The 15,463-nt window shown below is 41.3% G+C and carries 21 protein-coding genes; 18 read left to right on the plus strand and 3 right to left on the minus strand.

Features of this window, described 5'->3' with window-relative positions; all coding sequences use genetic code 11:
* Positions 1 to 15 precede the first annotated feature (15 nt).
* The 13 genes from KFQ09_RS16750 (at position 16) to KFQ09_RS16810 (ending at position 7,789) form a co-directional block, all read left to right on the plus strand.
* On the plus strand, positions 16 to 699 hold the full coding sequence (locus KFQ09_RS16750; protein WP_019743615.1) for a DUF7003 family protein: 684 nt from the start codon (positions 16 to 18) through the stop codon (positions 697 to 699).
* Positions 700 to 738: 39 nt separating this feature from the next.
* Positions 739 to 1,215 carry a hypothetical protein gene (locus KFQ09_RS16755; protein ID WP_046344064.1) on the plus strand — a complete coding sequence of 159 codons (477 nt, stop codon included), beginning with the start codon at positions 739 to 741 and terminating at the stop codon, positions 1,213 to 1,215.
* A 47-nt stretch (positions 1,216 to 1,262) separates the two neighbouring features.
* Entirely contained in the window at positions 1,263 to 1,661 is a 399-nt protein-coding gene (locus KFQ09_RS16760) for a YxiG family protein (RefSeq protein ID WP_255835831.1), read from the plus strand.
* 58 nt (positions 1,662 to 1,719) lie between these two features.
* On the plus strand, positions 1,720 to 2,067 hold the full coding sequence (locus tag KFQ09_RS16765; RefSeq protein ID WP_255835832.1) for a YxiJ family protein: 348 nt from the start codon (positions 1,720 to 1,722) through the stop codon (positions 2,065 to 2,067).
* An 18-nt stretch (positions 2,068 to 2,085) separates the two neighbouring features.
* Entirely contained in the window at positions 2,086 to 2,463 is a 378-nt protein-coding gene (locus tag KFQ09_RS16770; protein WP_081114544.1) for a hypothetical protein, read from the plus strand.
* A gap of 53 nt (positions 2,464 to 2,516) precedes the next feature.
* Complete coding sequence (locus KFQ09_RS16775) at positions 2,517 to 3,386, plus strand: alpha/beta hydrolase (protein ID WP_035390910.1); 870 nt, start codon at positions 2,517 to 2,519, stop codon at positions 3,384 to 3,386.
* 71 nt (positions 3,387 to 3,457) lie between these two features.
* Entirely contained in the window at positions 3,458 to 3,814 is a 357-nt protein-coding gene (locus KFQ09_RS16780; protein ID WP_012010675.1) for a transcriptional activator HxlR, read from the plus strand.
* 338 nt (positions 3,815 to 4,152) lie between these two features.
* The gene (gene hxlA / locus KFQ09_RS16785) at positions 4,153 to 4,785 is read left to right on the plus strand and encodes a 3-hexulose-6-phosphate synthase (RefSeq protein ID WP_024718772.1); all 633 of its coding nucleotides are present in this window, start codon (positions 4,153 to 4,155) and stop codon (positions 4,783 to 4,785) included.
* Entirely contained in the window at positions 4,782 to 5,339 is a 558-nt protein-coding gene (gene hxlB, locus KFQ09_RS16790) for a 6-phospho-3-hexuloisomerase (RefSeq protein WP_072368046.1), read from the plus strand. Before hxlA ends, hxlB begins: the two co-directional genes overlap by 4 nt.
* A gap of 148 nt (positions 5,340 to 5,487) precedes the next feature.
* Positions 5,488 to 6,213: a DsbA family oxidoreductase gene (locus KFQ09_RS16795; RefSeq protein WP_255835833.1), complete on the plus strand. Its 726-nt coding sequence runs from the start codon at positions 5,488 to 5,490 to the stop codon at positions 6,211 to 6,213.
* A gap of 100 nt (positions 6,214 to 6,313) precedes the next feature.
* Positions 6,314 to 6,493, plus strand: coding sequence for a hypothetical protein (locus KFQ09_RS16800; RefSeq protein ID WP_255835834.1), 180 nt, complete (start codon positions 6,314 to 6,316; stop codon positions 6,491 to 6,493).
* A 26-nt stretch (positions 6,494 to 6,519) separates the two neighbouring features.
* Positions 6,520 to 6,762: a MarR family winged helix-turn-helix transcriptional regulator gene (locus tag KFQ09_RS16805; protein ID WP_370648305.1), complete on the plus strand. Its 243-nt coding sequence runs from the start codon at positions 6,520 to 6,522 to the stop codon at positions 6,760 to 6,762.
* Between the two features lie 10 nt (positions 6,763 to 6,772).
* Positions 6,773 to 7,789 carry a serine hydrolase domain-containing protein gene (locus KFQ09_RS16810; protein ID WP_255836252.1) on the plus strand — a complete coding sequence of 339 codons (1,017 nt, stop codon included), beginning with the start codon at positions 6,773 to 6,775 and terminating at the stop codon, positions 7,787 to 7,789.
* 5 nt (positions 7,790 to 7,794) lie between these two features.
* Here KFQ09_RS16810 and KFQ09_RS16815 read toward each other — a convergent pair whose 3' ends face one another.
* Positions 7,795 to 8,907 (minus strand): GntR family transcriptional regulator, encoded by a 1,113-nt coding sequence (locus KFQ09_RS16815; RefSeq protein WP_255835835.1) that lies wholly within the window; start codon positions 8,905 to 8,907, stop codon positions 7,795 to 7,797.
* Between the two features lie 272 nt (positions 8,908 to 9,179).
* Here KFQ09_RS16815 and KFQ09_RS16820 point away from each other — a divergent pair, with 272 nt between their 5' ends.
* The 4 genes from KFQ09_RS16820 to KFQ09_RS16835 all read left to right on the plus strand — a co-directional run bounded on the left by KFQ09_RS16820 (position 9,180) and on the right by KFQ09_RS16835 (position 14,366).
* Positions 9,180 to 10,805 carry a xylulokinase gene (locus KFQ09_RS16820; protein WP_255835836.1) on the plus strand — a complete coding sequence of 542 codons (1,626 nt, stop codon included), beginning with the start codon at positions 9,180 to 9,182 and terminating at the stop codon, positions 10,803 to 10,805.
* A complete protein-coding gene (locus KFQ09_RS16825) occupies positions 10,799 to 11,503 on the plus strand; it encodes an L-ribulose-5-phosphate 4-epimerase (protein WP_017358058.1) in 705 nt (234 codons plus the stop codon). The genes KFQ09_RS16820 and KFQ09_RS16825 overlap by 7 nt, the downstream gene beginning before the upstream one ends.
* A gap of 17 nt (positions 11,504 to 11,520) precedes the next feature.
* Positions 11,521 to 12,942 carry an L-arabinose isomerase gene (gene araA / locus KFQ09_RS16830; RefSeq protein WP_017358057.1) on the plus strand — a complete coding sequence of 474 codons (1,422 nt, stop codon included), beginning with the start codon at positions 11,521 to 11,523 and terminating at the stop codon, positions 12,940 to 12,942.
* 83 nt (positions 12,943 to 13,025) lie between these two features.
* Entirely contained in the window at positions 13,026 to 14,366 is a 1,341-nt protein-coding gene (locus tag KFQ09_RS16835; RefSeq protein ID WP_007501378.1) for a sugar porter family MFS transporter, read from the plus strand.
* 36 nt (positions 14,367 to 14,402) lie between these two features.
* On the opposite strand, the gene KFQ09_RS16840 is transcribed toward KFQ09_RS16835, so the two are convergent.
* Positions 14,403 to 14,615, minus strand: coding sequence for a hypothetical protein (locus tag KFQ09_RS16840; protein ID WP_017367657.1), 213 nt, complete (start codon positions 14,613 to 14,615; stop codon positions 14,403 to 14,405).
* A 36-nt stretch (positions 14,616 to 14,651) separates the two neighbouring features.
* On the minus strand, positions 14,652 to 14,969 hold the full coding sequence (locus KFQ09_RS16845) for a hypothetical protein (RefSeq protein ID WP_025207665.1): 318 nt from the start codon (positions 14,967 to 14,969) through the stop codon (positions 14,652 to 14,654).
* Positions 14,970 to 15,152: 183 nt separating this feature from the next.
* Between KFQ09_RS16845 and KFQ09_RS16850 the strand changes: the two genes are divergently transcribed.
* The gene (locus tag KFQ09_RS16850; RefSeq protein ID WP_017358055.1) at positions 15,153 to 15,446 is read left to right on the plus strand and encodes a CotD family spore coat protein; all 294 of its coding nucleotides are present in this window, start codon (positions 15,153 to 15,155) and stop codon (positions 15,444 to 15,446) included.
* Positions 15,447 to 15,463: the final 17 nt, after the last annotated feature.

A 15,463-nucleotide genomic window follows, 5' to 3' on the forward strand; every position in this document is an offset into this window, starting at 1 on the left:
CATAAGGAGGAAGACATGAATCAAATAGACAATGTGTTATCTATACTAGATGAGTCTTTTCTAAATAAAGAGTTTCCATTATTAGATAATGGGAACTTTGATTTTGCCAAAGGGAAGCTTTCTCTATTTACTAGAGAGGAAAATTGGCTGATCACGATTCAATTATTCGGTTTATCGAAGGTAGGACCGTCTATTGATTTTTTTGCGATTGGTCATGATTTGAAGAATGGATCAATCAATTTTCTACTGGATGAGCTTTTTGATTTCGTGGATCATCATCATGAAATAATAGATGATGATGAGATAGAACATGGGTTCACAAAGCATCCTTTACGAATTAGATTAAATGGAGACTATTTTCATGTTCAAATACCAGAGTCATGCCAAGCTGATGTAACAGAGGAAAATGAATGGATTACTTTGTTAAGAGAAATGGCCAAACATCAAGATTTGCTGGATAGTTTATGGATGACAGATCAAGAACAATTTGACATCGTTCAGCATGTATATGATCAACCGCTCTACACAACTGAATCATGGTTTCATCCAGAAACGCATAGCCAACTCCCTAGTCAATCTCCTTTTTTTCAATCGGTTGCGAAGAGTTTGATCTATCAAGATCCAACATGCATTGTAAATATAAACACGAACACTGACTGGAGATTATGGTCAGATTTTGATACTGTGGAATATTTTTAGTTTCGTCTGATGTTTTAAATCGGTGAGGTGGAGCAAGTAATGAGAATCGTATTAGCAAAAGAGGAAAATCTATTCGAAGTAAATGAATTAATAAAGAAAATCAATTTAAACGTAGAAGAGTATCATTGGGTCATAAGTGATGTGACACTCCCAATGCTTCATGATCGGAATAATCAATCTCATTCAGAAGTCATGCCGGATTATACGGATTTTTTATTTCTGAAGGGTGAACATTTCAAAAAATTCTTACATGACTATTCTTATTCTTTTATTTTCGCTGTTTTGAGCGCATTGCCTCGTCATATAGATCATTTAAATATTATTTCAATACCTCAAATTGAAGATAATGAACGATATTGGAACGTGAATTATACACCCGTTATCCCTCAAGCCGTGTTTGAAATCGGATTTTTTGATTCGACAGATGTTATTTTTACAGGAGATCAGAAAATCTTAAGCGAATTTCGAAAAAAAGCGGACTTTATTTCATTTGAAGAATATTTACAAACTCCGTGACACGATAAGAATAGAGTTCATCCTGAAAAAATAGGAGAGTGAATGAGATGTTTAATAGTGTACAAAAATGGATCGATTATCTAGATGGTGGTTGTAATGTACTTGGAGTCACATTTGATTTGTTTCATAAAGAATTAGTACTGAGCGTAAAAGTATCAGAATTAAATAAAGTTACTCAACATGAAATACGATTTATGAATGTGGCGAGTCTTTATTATAATGGGGGTGAAGGTAATGATAGATTTGAAGAATTGATACAAGAAGAGATGAATTGGCAAATTTTTGAATGTAGTTACCATCCTAATGGGATAGGGAACCTTAAAAATGTACTTCTTGAAGAATTTGATTCAAATGCAAATTTTCTATTTAACATCAATGGGATGTTACTCGCAATAGAATCGAAAAACGTATGTTTCGATTCACAAGAATTTATTTGCAGTGTATAGGAAGATCTCATTAGCGTCTAAATAAGAATTAAAAATAATGAGAGATTGGGGAAAAACCATGAGAATCAGCCGTGATAAACAAGGTTTATTCGATGATTTAAAACAACGTTATCAATACTTATTAGATTCATCTTATCCAGATGAAATCGTCTCTTTTGAAGAAGAAACCGGTATGTACTCAGATGATTTTTATATGTTTTTTTCACTTGTTGCAGGCAGCTTAAGTTATGTGGTCGATCATAAACGAATACCGAAAAAACAGTTAAACGTGCTGCGTCAGTCATTTGAAGAGCAATACCCTCAAATCAAATCGTTTCAACACATCCTTGAATCGTATCCTTTATTACATTCCTATATCCAGTACTATGAAGAAACAAGAAAACGAATCATTGCATTTATACAATAACCTCTTGGAGGATAAACGATGACATGGTTTTTAAATGAAAAAATCCAGAAACAAATCCCTGATTTCAATATCAACCATCTAAAGCAAATCAATGAATTTCACTACTTTAAAGAGTATAATGAACATTACGACTTGATCAACTGTATTCATCTACACATCCCATACGAATCTGCAACCCATAAAGCAGACATTCATCTGAAATTTACCAACGTCTCTTCTGTTCAAATCAAAGATTTGGAGTTAACAAACGATTCCTATCTTTTTTTGAACATTCAACTTTTGGATAGAGGCTGGGAATATTTGAATTACTTTGTCGAAGATTATGAAGAACAGTATTTTTCTTTTTACTGTCAAACGGTTCAAGTCATACAAGTCGTATCAAATGAATCGGGCTAGTCGCTCTACATATGTGCGAATCATACTTCCCCATCCCAACACAGAAAGGTGCAATGACATTGAATCGAATCATGAAATGGCTCTTATTTGCGGCGGTCATCGCTGGATTATTGGTATGCGCATTCTTTGTGTTCCGTTTCAACCAGCCTAAGCCGACGACGAACATCCATTATGCAGACACACAAAACAAACAGCAAACACTGGATATATATATGCCAAAGGGAAAAGATGAAGACAAAAAGAAGAAGCATCCAGTCATGATCTATCTCCATGGCGGCGGCTGGACAGGCGGCGATAAGAATAGAGTCGCTTCAAAGGCCGATTATTTTACGGGTCAAGGGTATGTGTTTGTTTCAATGAATTACAGGCTTCACCCTGATGCCAACTTCGAGCAGATGGCAGATGATACGGCAAGCGCTATTAAATGGGTCAAGGATCATGCAGATGAATATCAAATCGATTCGTCAAAAATCAATGTCATGGGTCACTCAGCGGGCGGTCATTTGACGGCATTGGTTGCTACAGATTCGACTTACTTAAAACGTGTGGGGCTGTCGCCAAAAACGATCAATTCTATCGTGATTTTAGATGGACCGTTAAACATCAATCAATTTATACAAGCCATTCCATCGTACAAAAAAGTCTTTGGCAAACAAGAGGAAAACTGGACAAAAGCATCACCGGTCACTTATATGAATCAAACGAATGTACCGCCTGTTTATTTGGTCACAGGCTGGGAAAATCCTGAGGTGTACCGATTTGCAGAAAAACTGAATCATGAGAAAGGCTCACGGTTTGTGTTTCGGGTTCATTCGCTGAGCCACAGTGATTTAAATAAATGGTTTGGATCTGACAGAGCGCCAAAAGAAGCGCAAGAGATGACAAAGGCTGTGATGGCTTTCGTCAAAAAACAAAATCAATAATAAAGACTGTATGCTAGGGCAATCCATTTTGCCGCAGTATATGATAAAGTGGTTTGAGATTAAAGGAGTGTATGTCGTTGTCATCAAGAATGGAAAATAAAGTGTTCAATTGCGAAAAAGAGCTGACGCTGAATATTATTGGCGGGAAGTGGAAAATGCTGATCTTATGGCACCTTGGCAGAGAAGGGACAAAACGGTTTGGTGAGTTAAAGTCGTTAATGCCTGGGATTACGCAAAGAATGCTTGTCAATCAGCTAAGAGAATTAGAGGAAGATCACATTGTGCACCGGGAGGTTTATCCCGTCGTTCCGCCAAAGGTTGAGTACTCTCTCACAGAACTTGGAGAAAGCTTAATGCCAATTTTAGAGGCGATGTATGATTGGGGAAAACAATATCTCGACAGCAATTTTTTAAAGGATGATAAATAGAAAGACGATAGATGTAGACAAAGAGCTAAAATCATTTTATTTTAGCTCTTTGTTTTCTTTTCAGCGTGACTTGAAAACCTTTGCAGTCTAGGAAGGACGAGTACTGGAGCGGCATCACAACACAGACTTGACACCGAATGCGAGGATTTGTCAGTACGTTTAGATACTGGTCGAAAAGACAGTGTCTTTTTTGTAACCATATGCGAAAAAGTATAGTATGTAAAAAAAAAGTGCGTACTTGGATTGCTTCCATCCTGTTGTTATACTCATTTCATCGTTCAAGAAGCCCTATTCACGGAGCTCTTGAAGATGAGATGAAAAAACGGGAGTGAACGTTCATGAAATTACAATTAGCCTTAGATTTAGTGAATATACCAGAAGCGATCGAGCTGATCAAAGAAGTAGAAGCGTCTATTGATGTGGTGGAAATTGGGACACCTGTTGTGATCAACGAAGGACTTCGTGCTGTAAAAGAAGTTAAACAGGCGTTTCCGAATTTACGTGTGCTGGCGGATCTCAAAATTATGGATGCTGCCGGGTATGAAGTGCAGCAGGCATCCGAGGCTGGAGCGGATATTGTGACCATTCTTGCGGCGGCAGAAGATATGTCCATTCAAGGAGCGGTAAAGGAAGCAAAAGCAAGAGGGAAACAAATTTTAGTCGATATGATTGGTATCAAAGATATCGCCGGCCGCGCGAAAGAGCTTGATGAGCTTGGGGTAGATTATATTTGTGTGCACACAGGTTATGACCTGCAAGCGGTTGGTCAAAACTCATTTGCTGACCTCATGACCATTAAACAAGTGGTCAAACAGGCAAAAACAGCGATTGCAGGCGGTATTAAGCTTGATACGTTACCTGAAGTCGTCAAATTAAATCCAGATTTGATTATTGTCGGCGGCGGCATTGCGAGCCAAGACAATAAAGCAGAAGTGGCTGCGCAAATGAAGCAGTTGATTGCACAATCATGAAAACAAGTGACTATGTGAGAGCGATTCTAAGCGAGCTTTCTGAGCACTCGCCCGCGATTCAAGACGAACAAGCAGAGCAGCTTGTCAAAAGCATTTTAGCGGCTCGAAAGGTCTTCGTCGCAGGGGCTGGCAGGTCTGGTTTGATGGGAAAATCGTTTGCGATGAGACTCACGCATATTGGTGTCGAAGCTTATGTGATCGGTGAAACGAATACGCCTGCTTTTACATCTGAGGATTTATTGATTGTAGGGAGCGGTTCTGGCCGAACAGAGACGCTGCTTGTGCTCGCGAAAAAGGCAAGGGCGATTGGCGGAAGCGTAGCGTCGTTCACACTTTCAGCTGAGTCACCTATAGCTGATCTATCGGATGAAGTCATCTTACTGTCAGGTGCGCCAAAGGATCAACATGAAGGAAACCATCATACGATTCAGCCGATGGGCTCATTATTTGAGCAAACTTTGCTTCTTATGTACGATGCGATCATCTTGAGATTGATGGAAATGAAAGAGCTCGACACCCATAAAATGTACGGTCACCATGCGAACTTAGAATAGCCGTGATGAAAACCTTTCCTTTTTTGAAGGAAAGGTTTTTTTAATAAATGGTACTTAAAAAGAAGGATCACTTGACATAAACGATAAGATGTAACTATAATAGTTACATCTTGAAAGAAAAAACGTAAGCAACGGAAGGAAGATGAAGATGAAAGTGCAAATTTGGTCAGATATCGCCTGTCCTTTTTGTTATATAGGAAAAAAACAGTTGGAAACAGCGCTTGAGCAATTCCCTCATAAAGAACAGGTAGAAGTAGAGTTTAAAAGCTTTGAGCTTGATCCGAATGCACCTGTTGCAGTGGATTATGATGTGCATGATATGCTTGTCAAAAAATATGGCATGAGCCGTAGCCGGGCCATCGCAATGAATGAACAGGTGAAACAGGCGGGCAAGGAGAAAGGAATCGATTTTCAATTCGATCCACTCGTTTTGACAAACACCTTTGATGCCCACCAGCTTGCACAATATGCTGGAAAAATGGGAAAAGGCGATCTCGTCATGAGTGAGCTGTTTCAAGCGTATTTTACAGATGGAAAGCATGTTGGTGATCGTCAAACCCTTTTAGATATCGCAGAAAAAGCAGGCCTTGATCAGAACGAAGTACAAAAGGTTCTAGACGGGCAAGAATTTGCAGACGCTGTGCGAGAAGACGAAAAAGAAGCAAGACAGCTCGGGATTTCTGCTGTGCCTTTTTTCTTGATCAATGACAAATATTCGGTTGCTGGTGCACAGCCAGCAGATACGTTCCTTCGTGCCCTTGAAACGGCTTGGACAGAAGAGGCAGTGCAAACGGAGAAAGCGGCTGATGCTTCATTTGAAGAAGCATGTGCAGATGGCGTATGTGCAGTACCTTCACCTAAAGAAGAATTATAATCGGCATTTTCCCTATCTTTGATAAAAGATAGGGATTTTTGTTGATTAATAATTAACATACCTTTATACTTAAGTTATCTTAATTATGAAGGTGATGACAGTGACATCCAAAACAACGATGATCCAAGAATTAAACCAAATCGAAGCGCGCATCCATCAAAAGCTCCGATTAGAGTTTGAAGAGTTATTTGTAGATGAGTTAACTGATAAACAGCACATTGTCCTTGATTTCGTAGAGCGAAAAGGGGGAGCTCACCTATTCAGATTGCTCAGCAACTAGGTATCACCCAAAGTGCTGTGAGCCAGTTGTTAAACACGCTTGAAAAAAAAGAATGGGTTCGCCGCAGCATCAACCCGCAAAATCGTCGGGAATTGCACGTTGAACTTTCTGAAAAGGCAAAGACGTACTTGGAGAATATGAGAAAGATAGAACTTGCGATCATTGAAAAATACTATTCAAAATTAAGCCTCGAAGAGATCAACACATTGACATCCATTTATACAAAGCTTGATCAATTGATTGTAGATCAAAATGAAGGGGAAGGATGATGATCCATTGATGATGCTCAAACAAGAAGTACAGCGAATTGCCTCTTCTTATACGGAGAAAAAGAAACAGGCACTGCTTGTGATCGGACTGATTCATCAAGGAGAAAGACACGTTTTTCATTTCGGAGATCACCCCATACAGCAGCGCGTGCAGCCTGAGGAGGTCATTTTTGAAATCGGCTCTATTTCAAAAGTCTTTACGACAAGTATATTAGCAAGCATGATTCAAAAAGGGCAGATGAAGCTAGACGATTCCATTTCACTGTATTGTCCCGAAATAAGAAAGAATCACCCTATCCAATTGGAACAGCTGGCAACCCATACGTCTGGACTTCCTTCACATCGTTTTCTCAGAGATTTACAACTAAGGTTCCTTCCAAAAGTGAGAAGAGATATGTACTGTCAATACTCCCTTGATGAATTAATGAAAGTGTTACACTCGAAAAAATGGAATGAGCGAAAGGAATACCCATCTCGTTACTCCAATGTAGGGATGGGACTCCTCGGGTTGATCATGGGATGGTCTCTTCACAAAACATATGAAGAGCTGCTGACTGAATATATCGTGGATGAGCTGAAACTATCGAACACCTTGATTACGATCAAGGGGGACGTCAAAGAGAAGATGATCCTCGGTCATCAAGAGAATGGAAAAGAGGTTCCTCCGCTTCAGATGCATGACTATCAAGGGGCTGGTGCGATTCGTTCGACGATCACGGATTTGCTTTCATTTCTCTCTGCACATATGAATGCAGACGTCGTTTCTCCATGGAAAATGACCCACGAGCCAAAGGTGAAGATAGGGAAAAACATGTCAATGGGACTTGGGTGGGTCATAGATGATACGGGATTGATTTGCCATAATGGTGCAACTTCTGGTTTCTCCAGCTTCATGGGCTTCCGCCCGCATTCAAAAACAGGAGTGGTCGTCTTGTCTAACTATCGCAATCGTATCACACAAGATTCTCCCGACCGAATTGCCTATGACGTGATGAATATGCTTGAACAAGAGCCTAAAGCCAAATGAGCCTCCTATGAAGAGGGCTCATTTTTTCTTGCGTTCAGCGCTTTAATCGTTTCACCAGGAACGAGTTCAGGCTCATAAAATGTTTGATCAGGGAGATTCTTTTTCCCTTGTACTTTTTTAATCATCCAGTCTGCCGCATCTCGTCCCATTTGCTCTTGAGGGTGTGTCAGCGTTGTCAGTTTCACATGGGCATTTTTTTGGGCAATATACGAGTTATCCTGTCCAATAATGGAAAGATCATCTGGAATAGATAAACCCATTTCACTACATACATTTGCTACTTCTAACCCGACTTCATCGTTATAGCAAACAAGGGCGGTTAGCTCATGCTGGTGTGCTTGTAAAAAGGTTTTGATATGATCCCCCAAATACTGCTTCGATTCTGTATCGAAAAAAAGAACATGCTCTGGTAGGAAATTGAGCTTCGCTTCACCAAGTGCCTGAATATAGCCTTTCATTCGATATTTTCCTTGTAAATCATCTGTTTTTGAAATCAGTCCAATGTGCTGATGTCCAGAGGTGATCAGCTCCTTTGTTGCTAAATAGCTGGACTTCACATCATCCAAACAAAGGAAGGGAACCTCTAACTGCTCATAGTAGGCATTGATCATAATAAGCGGTACATCCTGTTCTTTAAAGGATAGGTAGTACGAAATGTTTGGATTATATAAGTTGCTTTTTGTCGGTTCGACAATTAATCCGTCCACACCAAAGGACAGCATCGTTTCAAGCGCTTTTTTCTCCTGCTCCACATCGTTATTTGTACTCGCCAGTAACAAAGAATAGTTCTCTTCATTTAATCGGCTTTCGATGCCCCGAATGATCGACGGGAAAATGTAATCGGATATGTATGTGGTGATGACGCCAATCGTTTTCATATGAGCATGTCCAGCAGGTTTTGTTTGATATTGATTGGTGACAAATGTGCCTGAGCCTTTTTCACTTCTTAAAAAACCTTCACTCGATAATTCCAAGATGGCTTTTCGCACCGTATGTCTGCTTACTTGATACATCTCTTGTAAGCTTGATTCGGTTGGAATACGCTCCCCGATCCGGTAATCCCCTGTCAGTATTTTGCTTTTTATATCATCTATAATGATCTGGTACTTCTTTTTCATCGTTTCACTTCTTTCACAGTTGATCCTCTACTCGGGTTGAGAAGAACTTGTATGGACATATTTTAACATGGTTGCTCAATCAAAAACAGGCGCTTGCAGTGTCTACCGTCTAATCCTTAGAGAACATGAAAGTTTTTGTCTAATTATGTATGCACAACTATATTTATTATTGACATATGTACGGACAAATATTATATTATTTTTGTGCACAGGTAAAGGTGAATCAAACGAAAAAGATATTTGAAACCGCTATCATCTTGGAGGTGAACAAAATGAATCGTGAAAAGACGGCCAAAGTCATTAGAGAAGGCAGGACATCTTTGGGCATTGAATTTGGTTCCACACGAATTAAAGCGATTTTAATAGATGAAGAGTTTCAGCCAATTGCGCAAGGTGCATTTGAATGGGAAAGTTCTCTTCAAGAAGGAATATGGACGTACAACTTAATTGAGATCATTACAGGTCTTCAAGTGGCATACCGTCAGATGAAAGAACAGGCTGCACAATTGTATGGGGTGACGATTCAAACCATTGGCTCCATCGGGATATCTGCGATGATGCATGGCTATGTCGCCTGTCATCATACAGGAGAAGTCCTCGTCCCGTTTCGAACGTGGCGGAATGGAACAACGACCGAGGCGAGTCAAAAGCTAACGGATGTATTCCAATTTCATATTCCAGAAAGATGGAGCATTGCTCACTTATATCAAGCGATATTAGGAGAGGAAAAACATCTGTCCCGGTTAGAGTATGTGACCACTTTGTCCGGCTACATTCACTGGCTGCTAACAGGGAAGCAGGCCATCGGAATTGGCGATGCGTCGGGAATGTTCCCCATTGATGAAAAAACGAAGGATTACAACGAAGTGATGCTTCATCAATTTGAAGCATTGATTGCAGAAAAAGGCTATCCGTGGAAGCTTCGTCATCTTTTGCCGCGCATCTATTTAGCAGGCGAAGAAGCTGGTGTGTTAACAGCAGCTGGAGCAGCGATTTTAGACCAAGGCAAACAGTTGCAGCCAGGTATCCCTTTTTGCCCACCAGAGGGTGATGCAGGAACGGGAATGGTCGCAACAAACAGTGTGGAAAAGAGAACTGGGAATATTTCAGTTGGGACATCTGTATTTGCCATGATTGTGTTAGAGCATCATCTAAAAGGTGTGTACCCAGAAGTGGATCTTGTCACGACACCAGATGGCCTGCCAGTCGCGATGGTTCATGCCAACAATTGTACAAGTGACCTTAACGCTTGGATGAATCTATTCAGAGAAGCGTTTGAAGCAATGGGTCAGCCAGTTGAAACAGAAAGAATGTACGAAACCCTATTAAATCAAGCTTTAGAAGCAGATCATGATGGGGGCGGGCTTTTAAGCTATGGCTATTATTCTGGTGAAAATATTACGAGACTAAAAGAAGGAAGACCTCTTTTTGTTAGATCTCCTCAAAGCCGGTTTACCCTTGCTAATTTCATTCGGACGCATCTCTTCTCTGCATTTGGCGCAATGAAAATTGGGATGGATCGGTTAAAAGCACATGAACAAGTCAAGATTGATCGCTTACTAGGACATGGCGGTTTATTTAAAACACCGATAGTTGGGCAAAAAATGGTCGCTGCTGCACTCGGGACACCTGTATCCGTCGTATCAACTGCGGGAGAAGGCGGGGCGTTTGGTATGGCTGTCCTTGCTTCATATATGCTCAATCACCAGCAGCAAACACTGAGCCATTTTCTCAAGCATCAAGTATTTGCCCATACATTAGAAGAGCTTATTGATCCTGATCCACTGGATGTTAAAGGTTTTGAGGCATTTATAAAGCGCTATCAAAAAGGACTCCCGATAGAAAAAGCGGCAGTAGAACATTTGACGCCACAGAAAGGAGCGGCACCTGTATGTTAGAGCGGTTAAAAGAAGAAGTGTTTCAAGCGAATCTAGATCTACCAAAGTACGGACTTGTGAAATTTACATGGGGCAATGTCAGTGCGTGCGATCGTGACAGTGGACTGTTTGTCATTAAGCCGAGCGGCATAGCGTATGACAAATTATCAGCAAAAGACATGGTCGTGGTCGATTTTGACGGTCAAGTGGTCGAGGGAGAATTCAATCCTTCTTCCGATACTGCCACACATGCTGTTCTTTACAAACACTTTGAGGAAATTGGCGGCATTTCACATAGCCATTCAATGTGGGCAACGGTATGGGCGCAAGCTGGACTTGATTTACCAGCAATGGGCACAACACATGCAGATACATTTTACGGACCTGTTCCGTGCGCTCGATTTCTCACAGAAGAAGAGGTGAATCGCGGGTATGAGGTGGAAACAGGACACTTGATCATTGAAACGTTTGAGAAAAGACAGATAGATATCATGGCGGTTCCTGGTATTTTGCTACAAGGTCATGGTCCCTTTACGTGGGGAAAAGATGCGAAAAGTGCGGTAACGAACAGTGTCATTTTAGATGAAGTAGCGAAAATGAACCTGTTTGCAAAGCAATTGAACGAATATGCGGAGCCTCTTCCGCAGGTGATTTTAGATAAACATTATTTAAGAAAACATGGAACACATGCGTATTACGGACAAAAACCTTCAAGATAAAGAAAAGAGGGATTTCTATGTTAACAAGTCAGAAGAAAGAATGTTGGTTTGTCGTCGGGTCACAGCACTTATATGGGGACGAGGCACTGAAGCAAGTGAAGGCAGATGCGCAAAAGATAACAGATGCCTTAAATGAGAGCGGTTTGCTGCCTTATCCAATTATTCTGCAGGAACTGGCGGTCAGTGCGGATCAAATCACACAGCTGATGAAAGAGGTCAACTATCGTGATGAGGTCATCGGTGTGATGACTTGGATGCATACGTTTTCTCCAGCAAAAATGTGGATACGTGGTACGTCTCTTTTGCAAAAGCCTCTTTTGCATCTCGTCACGCAATACTATGAAAACATTCCGTGGGACACGATTGATATGGACTATATGAATCTCCATCAATCGGCACATGGAGACAGAGAGTACGGCTATATCAATGCACGTTTAAATAAGCAAAACCAAATCGTTGCAGGTCATTGGTCGAAGCAGGAGGTGAAGCAGCAAATCGCTGATTGGATGGACGTTGCGGCTGCCTATCATGAGAGCTTCCACATTAAAGTGGCTCGGTTTGGTGACAATATGCGCCACGTTGCGGTGACAGAAGGAGATAAAATTGAAGCGCAGATCCAGCTGGGATGGACCGTTGATTACTTTGGAATTGGCGATCTTGTGAACTATGTAAATGCTGTGGAAGAAGCAGAAGTTGATGCTCTGTTTGCTGAGTACTTAACGTTATATGACGTGGATTATGGGAGCTATTCGACAGAAGAATGGGAACAAAGTGTGAAAGTGCAGGCACGATATGAAATTGCCATCAAACGTTTTTTAGATGAAGGCGGCTACAATGCCTTTACGACAAACTTTGAAGATTTACATGGCATGAAGCAGCTTCCGGGTTTAGCCGTTCAGAGGCTGATGGCAAAGGGATATGGCTTTGCGGGTGAAGGGGATTGGAAAACCGCCGCACTGGATCGTTTATTAAAGGTGATGAGCCATCATCAATCGACTGGTTTTATGGAAGATTACACATATGAAATGACTGCTGGTCAGGAAGCAGTGCTGCAATCTCATATGCTAGAAGTAGATCCAGCGCTTGCACATACAAAACCTGTCATTGTCGTGTCTCCGCTAGGCATTGGAAACCGGGAAGACCCAGCACGTCTTGTGTTTGATGGAAAAGCAGGCGAGGGCGTTGTTGTCTCCATTGCTGATTTTGGAACACATTTCAAATGGCTGATTCAAGAAGTGGAAGCCTTTGAGCCGCAGGAAGCAGCACCTCAATTACCGGTAGCACGAGTCCTCTGGAAAATCAAACCGAACTTTCAAGATGGCATCAAAGCATGGATTAAGCACGGCGGAGGTCATCATACAGTCGTATCTCTCAATTTAACGGTTGATCAAATTGTTCATTTTGCAAAGCTTGTGAATGCAGAATATGTGGTTTTATAAAGAAGGGTGAAATGCATTCTACTGTGAAAGGTAGAATGGCAGGGAGAAATGAAAGCGGTTTATTAAGTGAGGGGGTCATCCACTTGGAGAAAAAAGTATCAAGTAAATTTATCTTCTTTTTCGGGTCCTTTGCAGGTATCTTATTTGGATATGATATTGGTATTATCGCAGGGGCAGAAGGGCACATTCAGGAAGAATTTCAGCTCAGCCCGTTATGGCTTGGCATCGTCGTTTCTTCATTAATGGGCGGGGCGATCATTGGTTCCATTTTAAGCGGTCTGATGGGGGATAAGTTTGGCCGCAGAAAGCTCATTTTGGTGTCATCGATTATCTTTTTTGTCGGTGCGCTTGGCTCAGCCATTGCACCAGAAGAAATCTCATTAACCATTGCCCGGATTTTCTTAGGAACAGCTGTAGGGACAGCCTCATCGCTCGTGCCTGCTTACATGTCTGAAATCGCGCCAGCTAAAATTCGCGGGAAATTGTCCGGCCTGAATCAGCTGATGATTGTGAGTGGATTATTGCTTAGCTATATCGTCGCATTTGTGTTTGAACCAATTCCAGACAGCTGGCGCTGGATGCTGGGAAGTGCTGCTTTATTTGCGATCGTGCTTTATATTGGCATGCTGAAACTTCCTGAATCTCCTAGATATTTAATTAAACACGGAATGGCTCATAAGGCACGTGAAGTATTAGGATCACTTCGTTCATCACGTGAAGAGATTGAAGCAGAAATGCAAGAAATTTTAGAAGTGGCAAAAGAAGAACGCTCAGGCATTCGTGAATTATTTCAAAAGAAATTCCGTATGGCTCTCTTTATTGGGGTCGGAATGGCGACACTCCAGCAAATACAGGGTGCGAACTCCATTGTGTATTATGCAACGAGTATCGCAAGAAATGTAGGTCTTGCTCCGCAAGTTGCCGCAGGTTTTACCGTCATTGTTGGAGTCATATTTGTTGTGACGACCGTGATCTTTTTACAATTCGTCGACCGGTTCGACCGCCGAACGATTCTCACAGTTGGGGGAACGGGGATGGCCCTGTCTTTCTTTGCACCAGCGGCATTAGGTGCGCTCGGAGTGAGTGAAGGCATATTAAACTGGGTCACATTGATTTCACTTTGCTGCTTTATTTTGTGCTATGCCTTCTCATGGGCACCGATCACATGGATTATCATCGGTGAAATTTTCCCACTTTCTGTCAGGGGTATTGGAGCAGGTATTTCCTCTGCCTTTAACTGGACGGGATCATTAGCAGTTGGCCTTGTTTTCCCTATCTTAGCTGACCAATTCAGCTTTGGCGTGATTTTCTCCTCATTTGGGGTCATCTGCTTAATTGGCCTGTTGTTCACGCGCTTTGTCTTAGTCGAAACAAAAGGAAGAAGCTTAGAACAAATCGAAACCGATATGGCTGCACGAGTCTAAAGGAAACCATCTATCCTGTGTGGATAGATGGCTTTTTTAATCAAGTATTTGTTTCAGTTCATCTGGCAGTAAATCCATTAATTGATCAGGTGAGGATACGTCCAGCACTTCAAGAAGCGCATAATATTTCGCATAAATTTCACTCAGCTGATCAGGATGATTTGCTTCATATCGATTCAAATGCAATTGCGTCAGTTCAAGTGCAATGTCCAGTTTGTTTCGTTCGATGGTTTGTGTTGTGTTGATCAAATCGTTCACCTCTTATTTTAAAGTTATTGAAAAATGTTACGGTGCAGTTCCGCAGCTTACCTTATATTCATGGTCTTCTACCTTTTTTGAATAACAGACGGAAGGCGTCATTCCCGTCTCACTTTTCCAAGCCTGCCAATACACATCATACAGCTGACCATATTGAGGGTCTACATCGTCCTTTTTTTGCAAAATAGCAAAATAGCTTTGGTAAGGGTAGCCTTCTTGATAAATGGCATGCCGTATCGCTCCTCTTTCAGTCGCATTTGTAAAAACCATAGGCGACAGCAAGGGAAGGGTGATCATCACGACAAGCAGAATGAAAAATGAAAAAAGCTTATGTCTTGTTTTCATCAATGAATGTCCTTTCCTTCACAAGAGATCATTTGTATAATATGTTAAAATTGTCCTATTGTAAAGGGTGAGACTACTAGATCACCAGCGGATTTTATCAAAAATAGACAAGCATCTAATCACTAATCGTGCCTCTGACATACGATAGAGTGTAAGTGAAAGACAACTTGAAGGGGTGTTGAGATGAGCCGGAATCGATTAGACAATTTTTTCTTTGGGCCTCGCAGAGGGAATCATGGAGAAGTTGAAACGGTTGTATCCCCTACACGTCAAATTGTCAACACGACAACAAATGTACAAACGATCAGAAAAATTCATCCAACTCATATCACAAACGTCAATAAAAACATCAAAAGAATTGAAAACTACTACCCTGTGACGCAATCTACTCGAAATGAGTATATTGTGGAAGAATATGACTGTGGCAGTGATATCAAGAATCCTTGCTGCCGCCCGGTCAAACGCTGTAAGTGGTAGTCTAATGGTAAAAAGAA

Origin of the sequence: Bacillus sp. FS02 (genome assembly GCF_024398395.1) — a bacterium.
Classification (GTDB): Bacteria; Bacillota; Bacilli; order Bacillales; family Bacillaceae; genus Bacillus; species Bacillus altitudinis.

Bases quoted from the DNA above. Each gene is read 5' to 3' on its own strand.
- KFQ09_RS16750 (WP_019743615.1), top strand. From the start codon at position 16: ATGAATCAAATAGACAATGTGTTATCTATACTAGATGAGTCTTTTCTA.
- KFQ09_RS16755 (WP_046344064.1), top strand. From the start codon at position 739: ATGAGAATCGTATTAGCAAAAGAGGAAAATCTATTCGAAGTAAATGAA.
- KFQ09_RS16760 (WP_255835831.1), top strand. From the start codon at position 1,263: ATGTTTAATAGTGTACAAAAATGGATCGATTATCTAGATGGTGGTTGT.
- KFQ09_RS16765 (WP_255835832.1), top strand. From the start codon at position 1,720: ATGAGAATCAGCCGTGATAAACAAGGTTTATTCGATGATTTAAAACAA.
- KFQ09_RS16770 (WP_081114544.1), top strand. From the start codon at position 2,086: ATGACATGGTTTTTAAATGAAAAAATCCAGAAACAAATCCCTGATTTC.
- KFQ09_RS16775 (WP_035390910.1), top strand. From the start codon at position 2,517: ATGACATTGAATCGAATCATGAAATGGCTCTTATTTGCGGCGGTCATC.
- KFQ09_RS16780 (WP_012010675.1), top strand. From the start codon at position 3,458: ATGTCGTTGTCATCAAGAATGGAAAATAAAGTGTTCAATTGCGAAAAA.
- hxlA (WP_024718772.1), top strand. From the start codon at position 4,153: ATGAAATTACAATTAGCCTTAGATTTAGTGAATATACCAGAAGCGATC.
- hxlB (WP_072368046.1), top strand. From the start codon at position 4,782: ATGAAAACAAGTGACTATGTGAGAGCGATTCTAAGCGAGCTTTCTGAG.
- KFQ09_RS16795 (WP_255835833.1), top strand. From the start codon at position 5,488: ATGAAAGTGCAAATTTGGTCAGATATCGCCTGTCCTTTTTGTTATATA.
- KFQ09_RS16810 (WP_255836252.1), top strand. From the start codon at position 6,773: ATGATGCTCAAACAAGAAGTACAGCGAATTGCCTCTTCTTATACGGAG.
- KFQ09_RS16815 (WP_255835835.1), bottom strand. From the start codon at position 8,907: ATGAAAAAGAAGTACCAGATCATTATAGATGATATAAAAAGCAAAATA.
- KFQ09_RS16820 (WP_255835836.1), top strand. From the start codon at position 9,180: ATGAATCGTGAAAAGACGGCCAAAGTCATTAGAGAAGGCAGGACATCT.
- KFQ09_RS16825 (WP_017358058.1), top strand. From the start codon at position 10,799: ATGTTAGAGCGGTTAAAAGAAGAAGTGTTTCAAGCGAATCTAGATCTA.
- araA (WP_017358057.1), top strand. From the start codon at position 11,521: ATGTTAACAAGTCAGAAGAAAGAATGTTGGTTTGTCGTCGGGTCACAG.
- KFQ09_RS16845 (WP_025207665.1), bottom strand. From the start codon at position 14,969: ATGAAAACAAGACATAAGCTTTTTTCATTTTTCATTCTGCTTGTCGTG.
- KFQ09_RS16850 (WP_017358055.1), top strand. From the start codon at position 15,153: ATGAGCCGGAATCGATTAGACAATTTTTTCTTTGGGCCTCGCAGAGGG.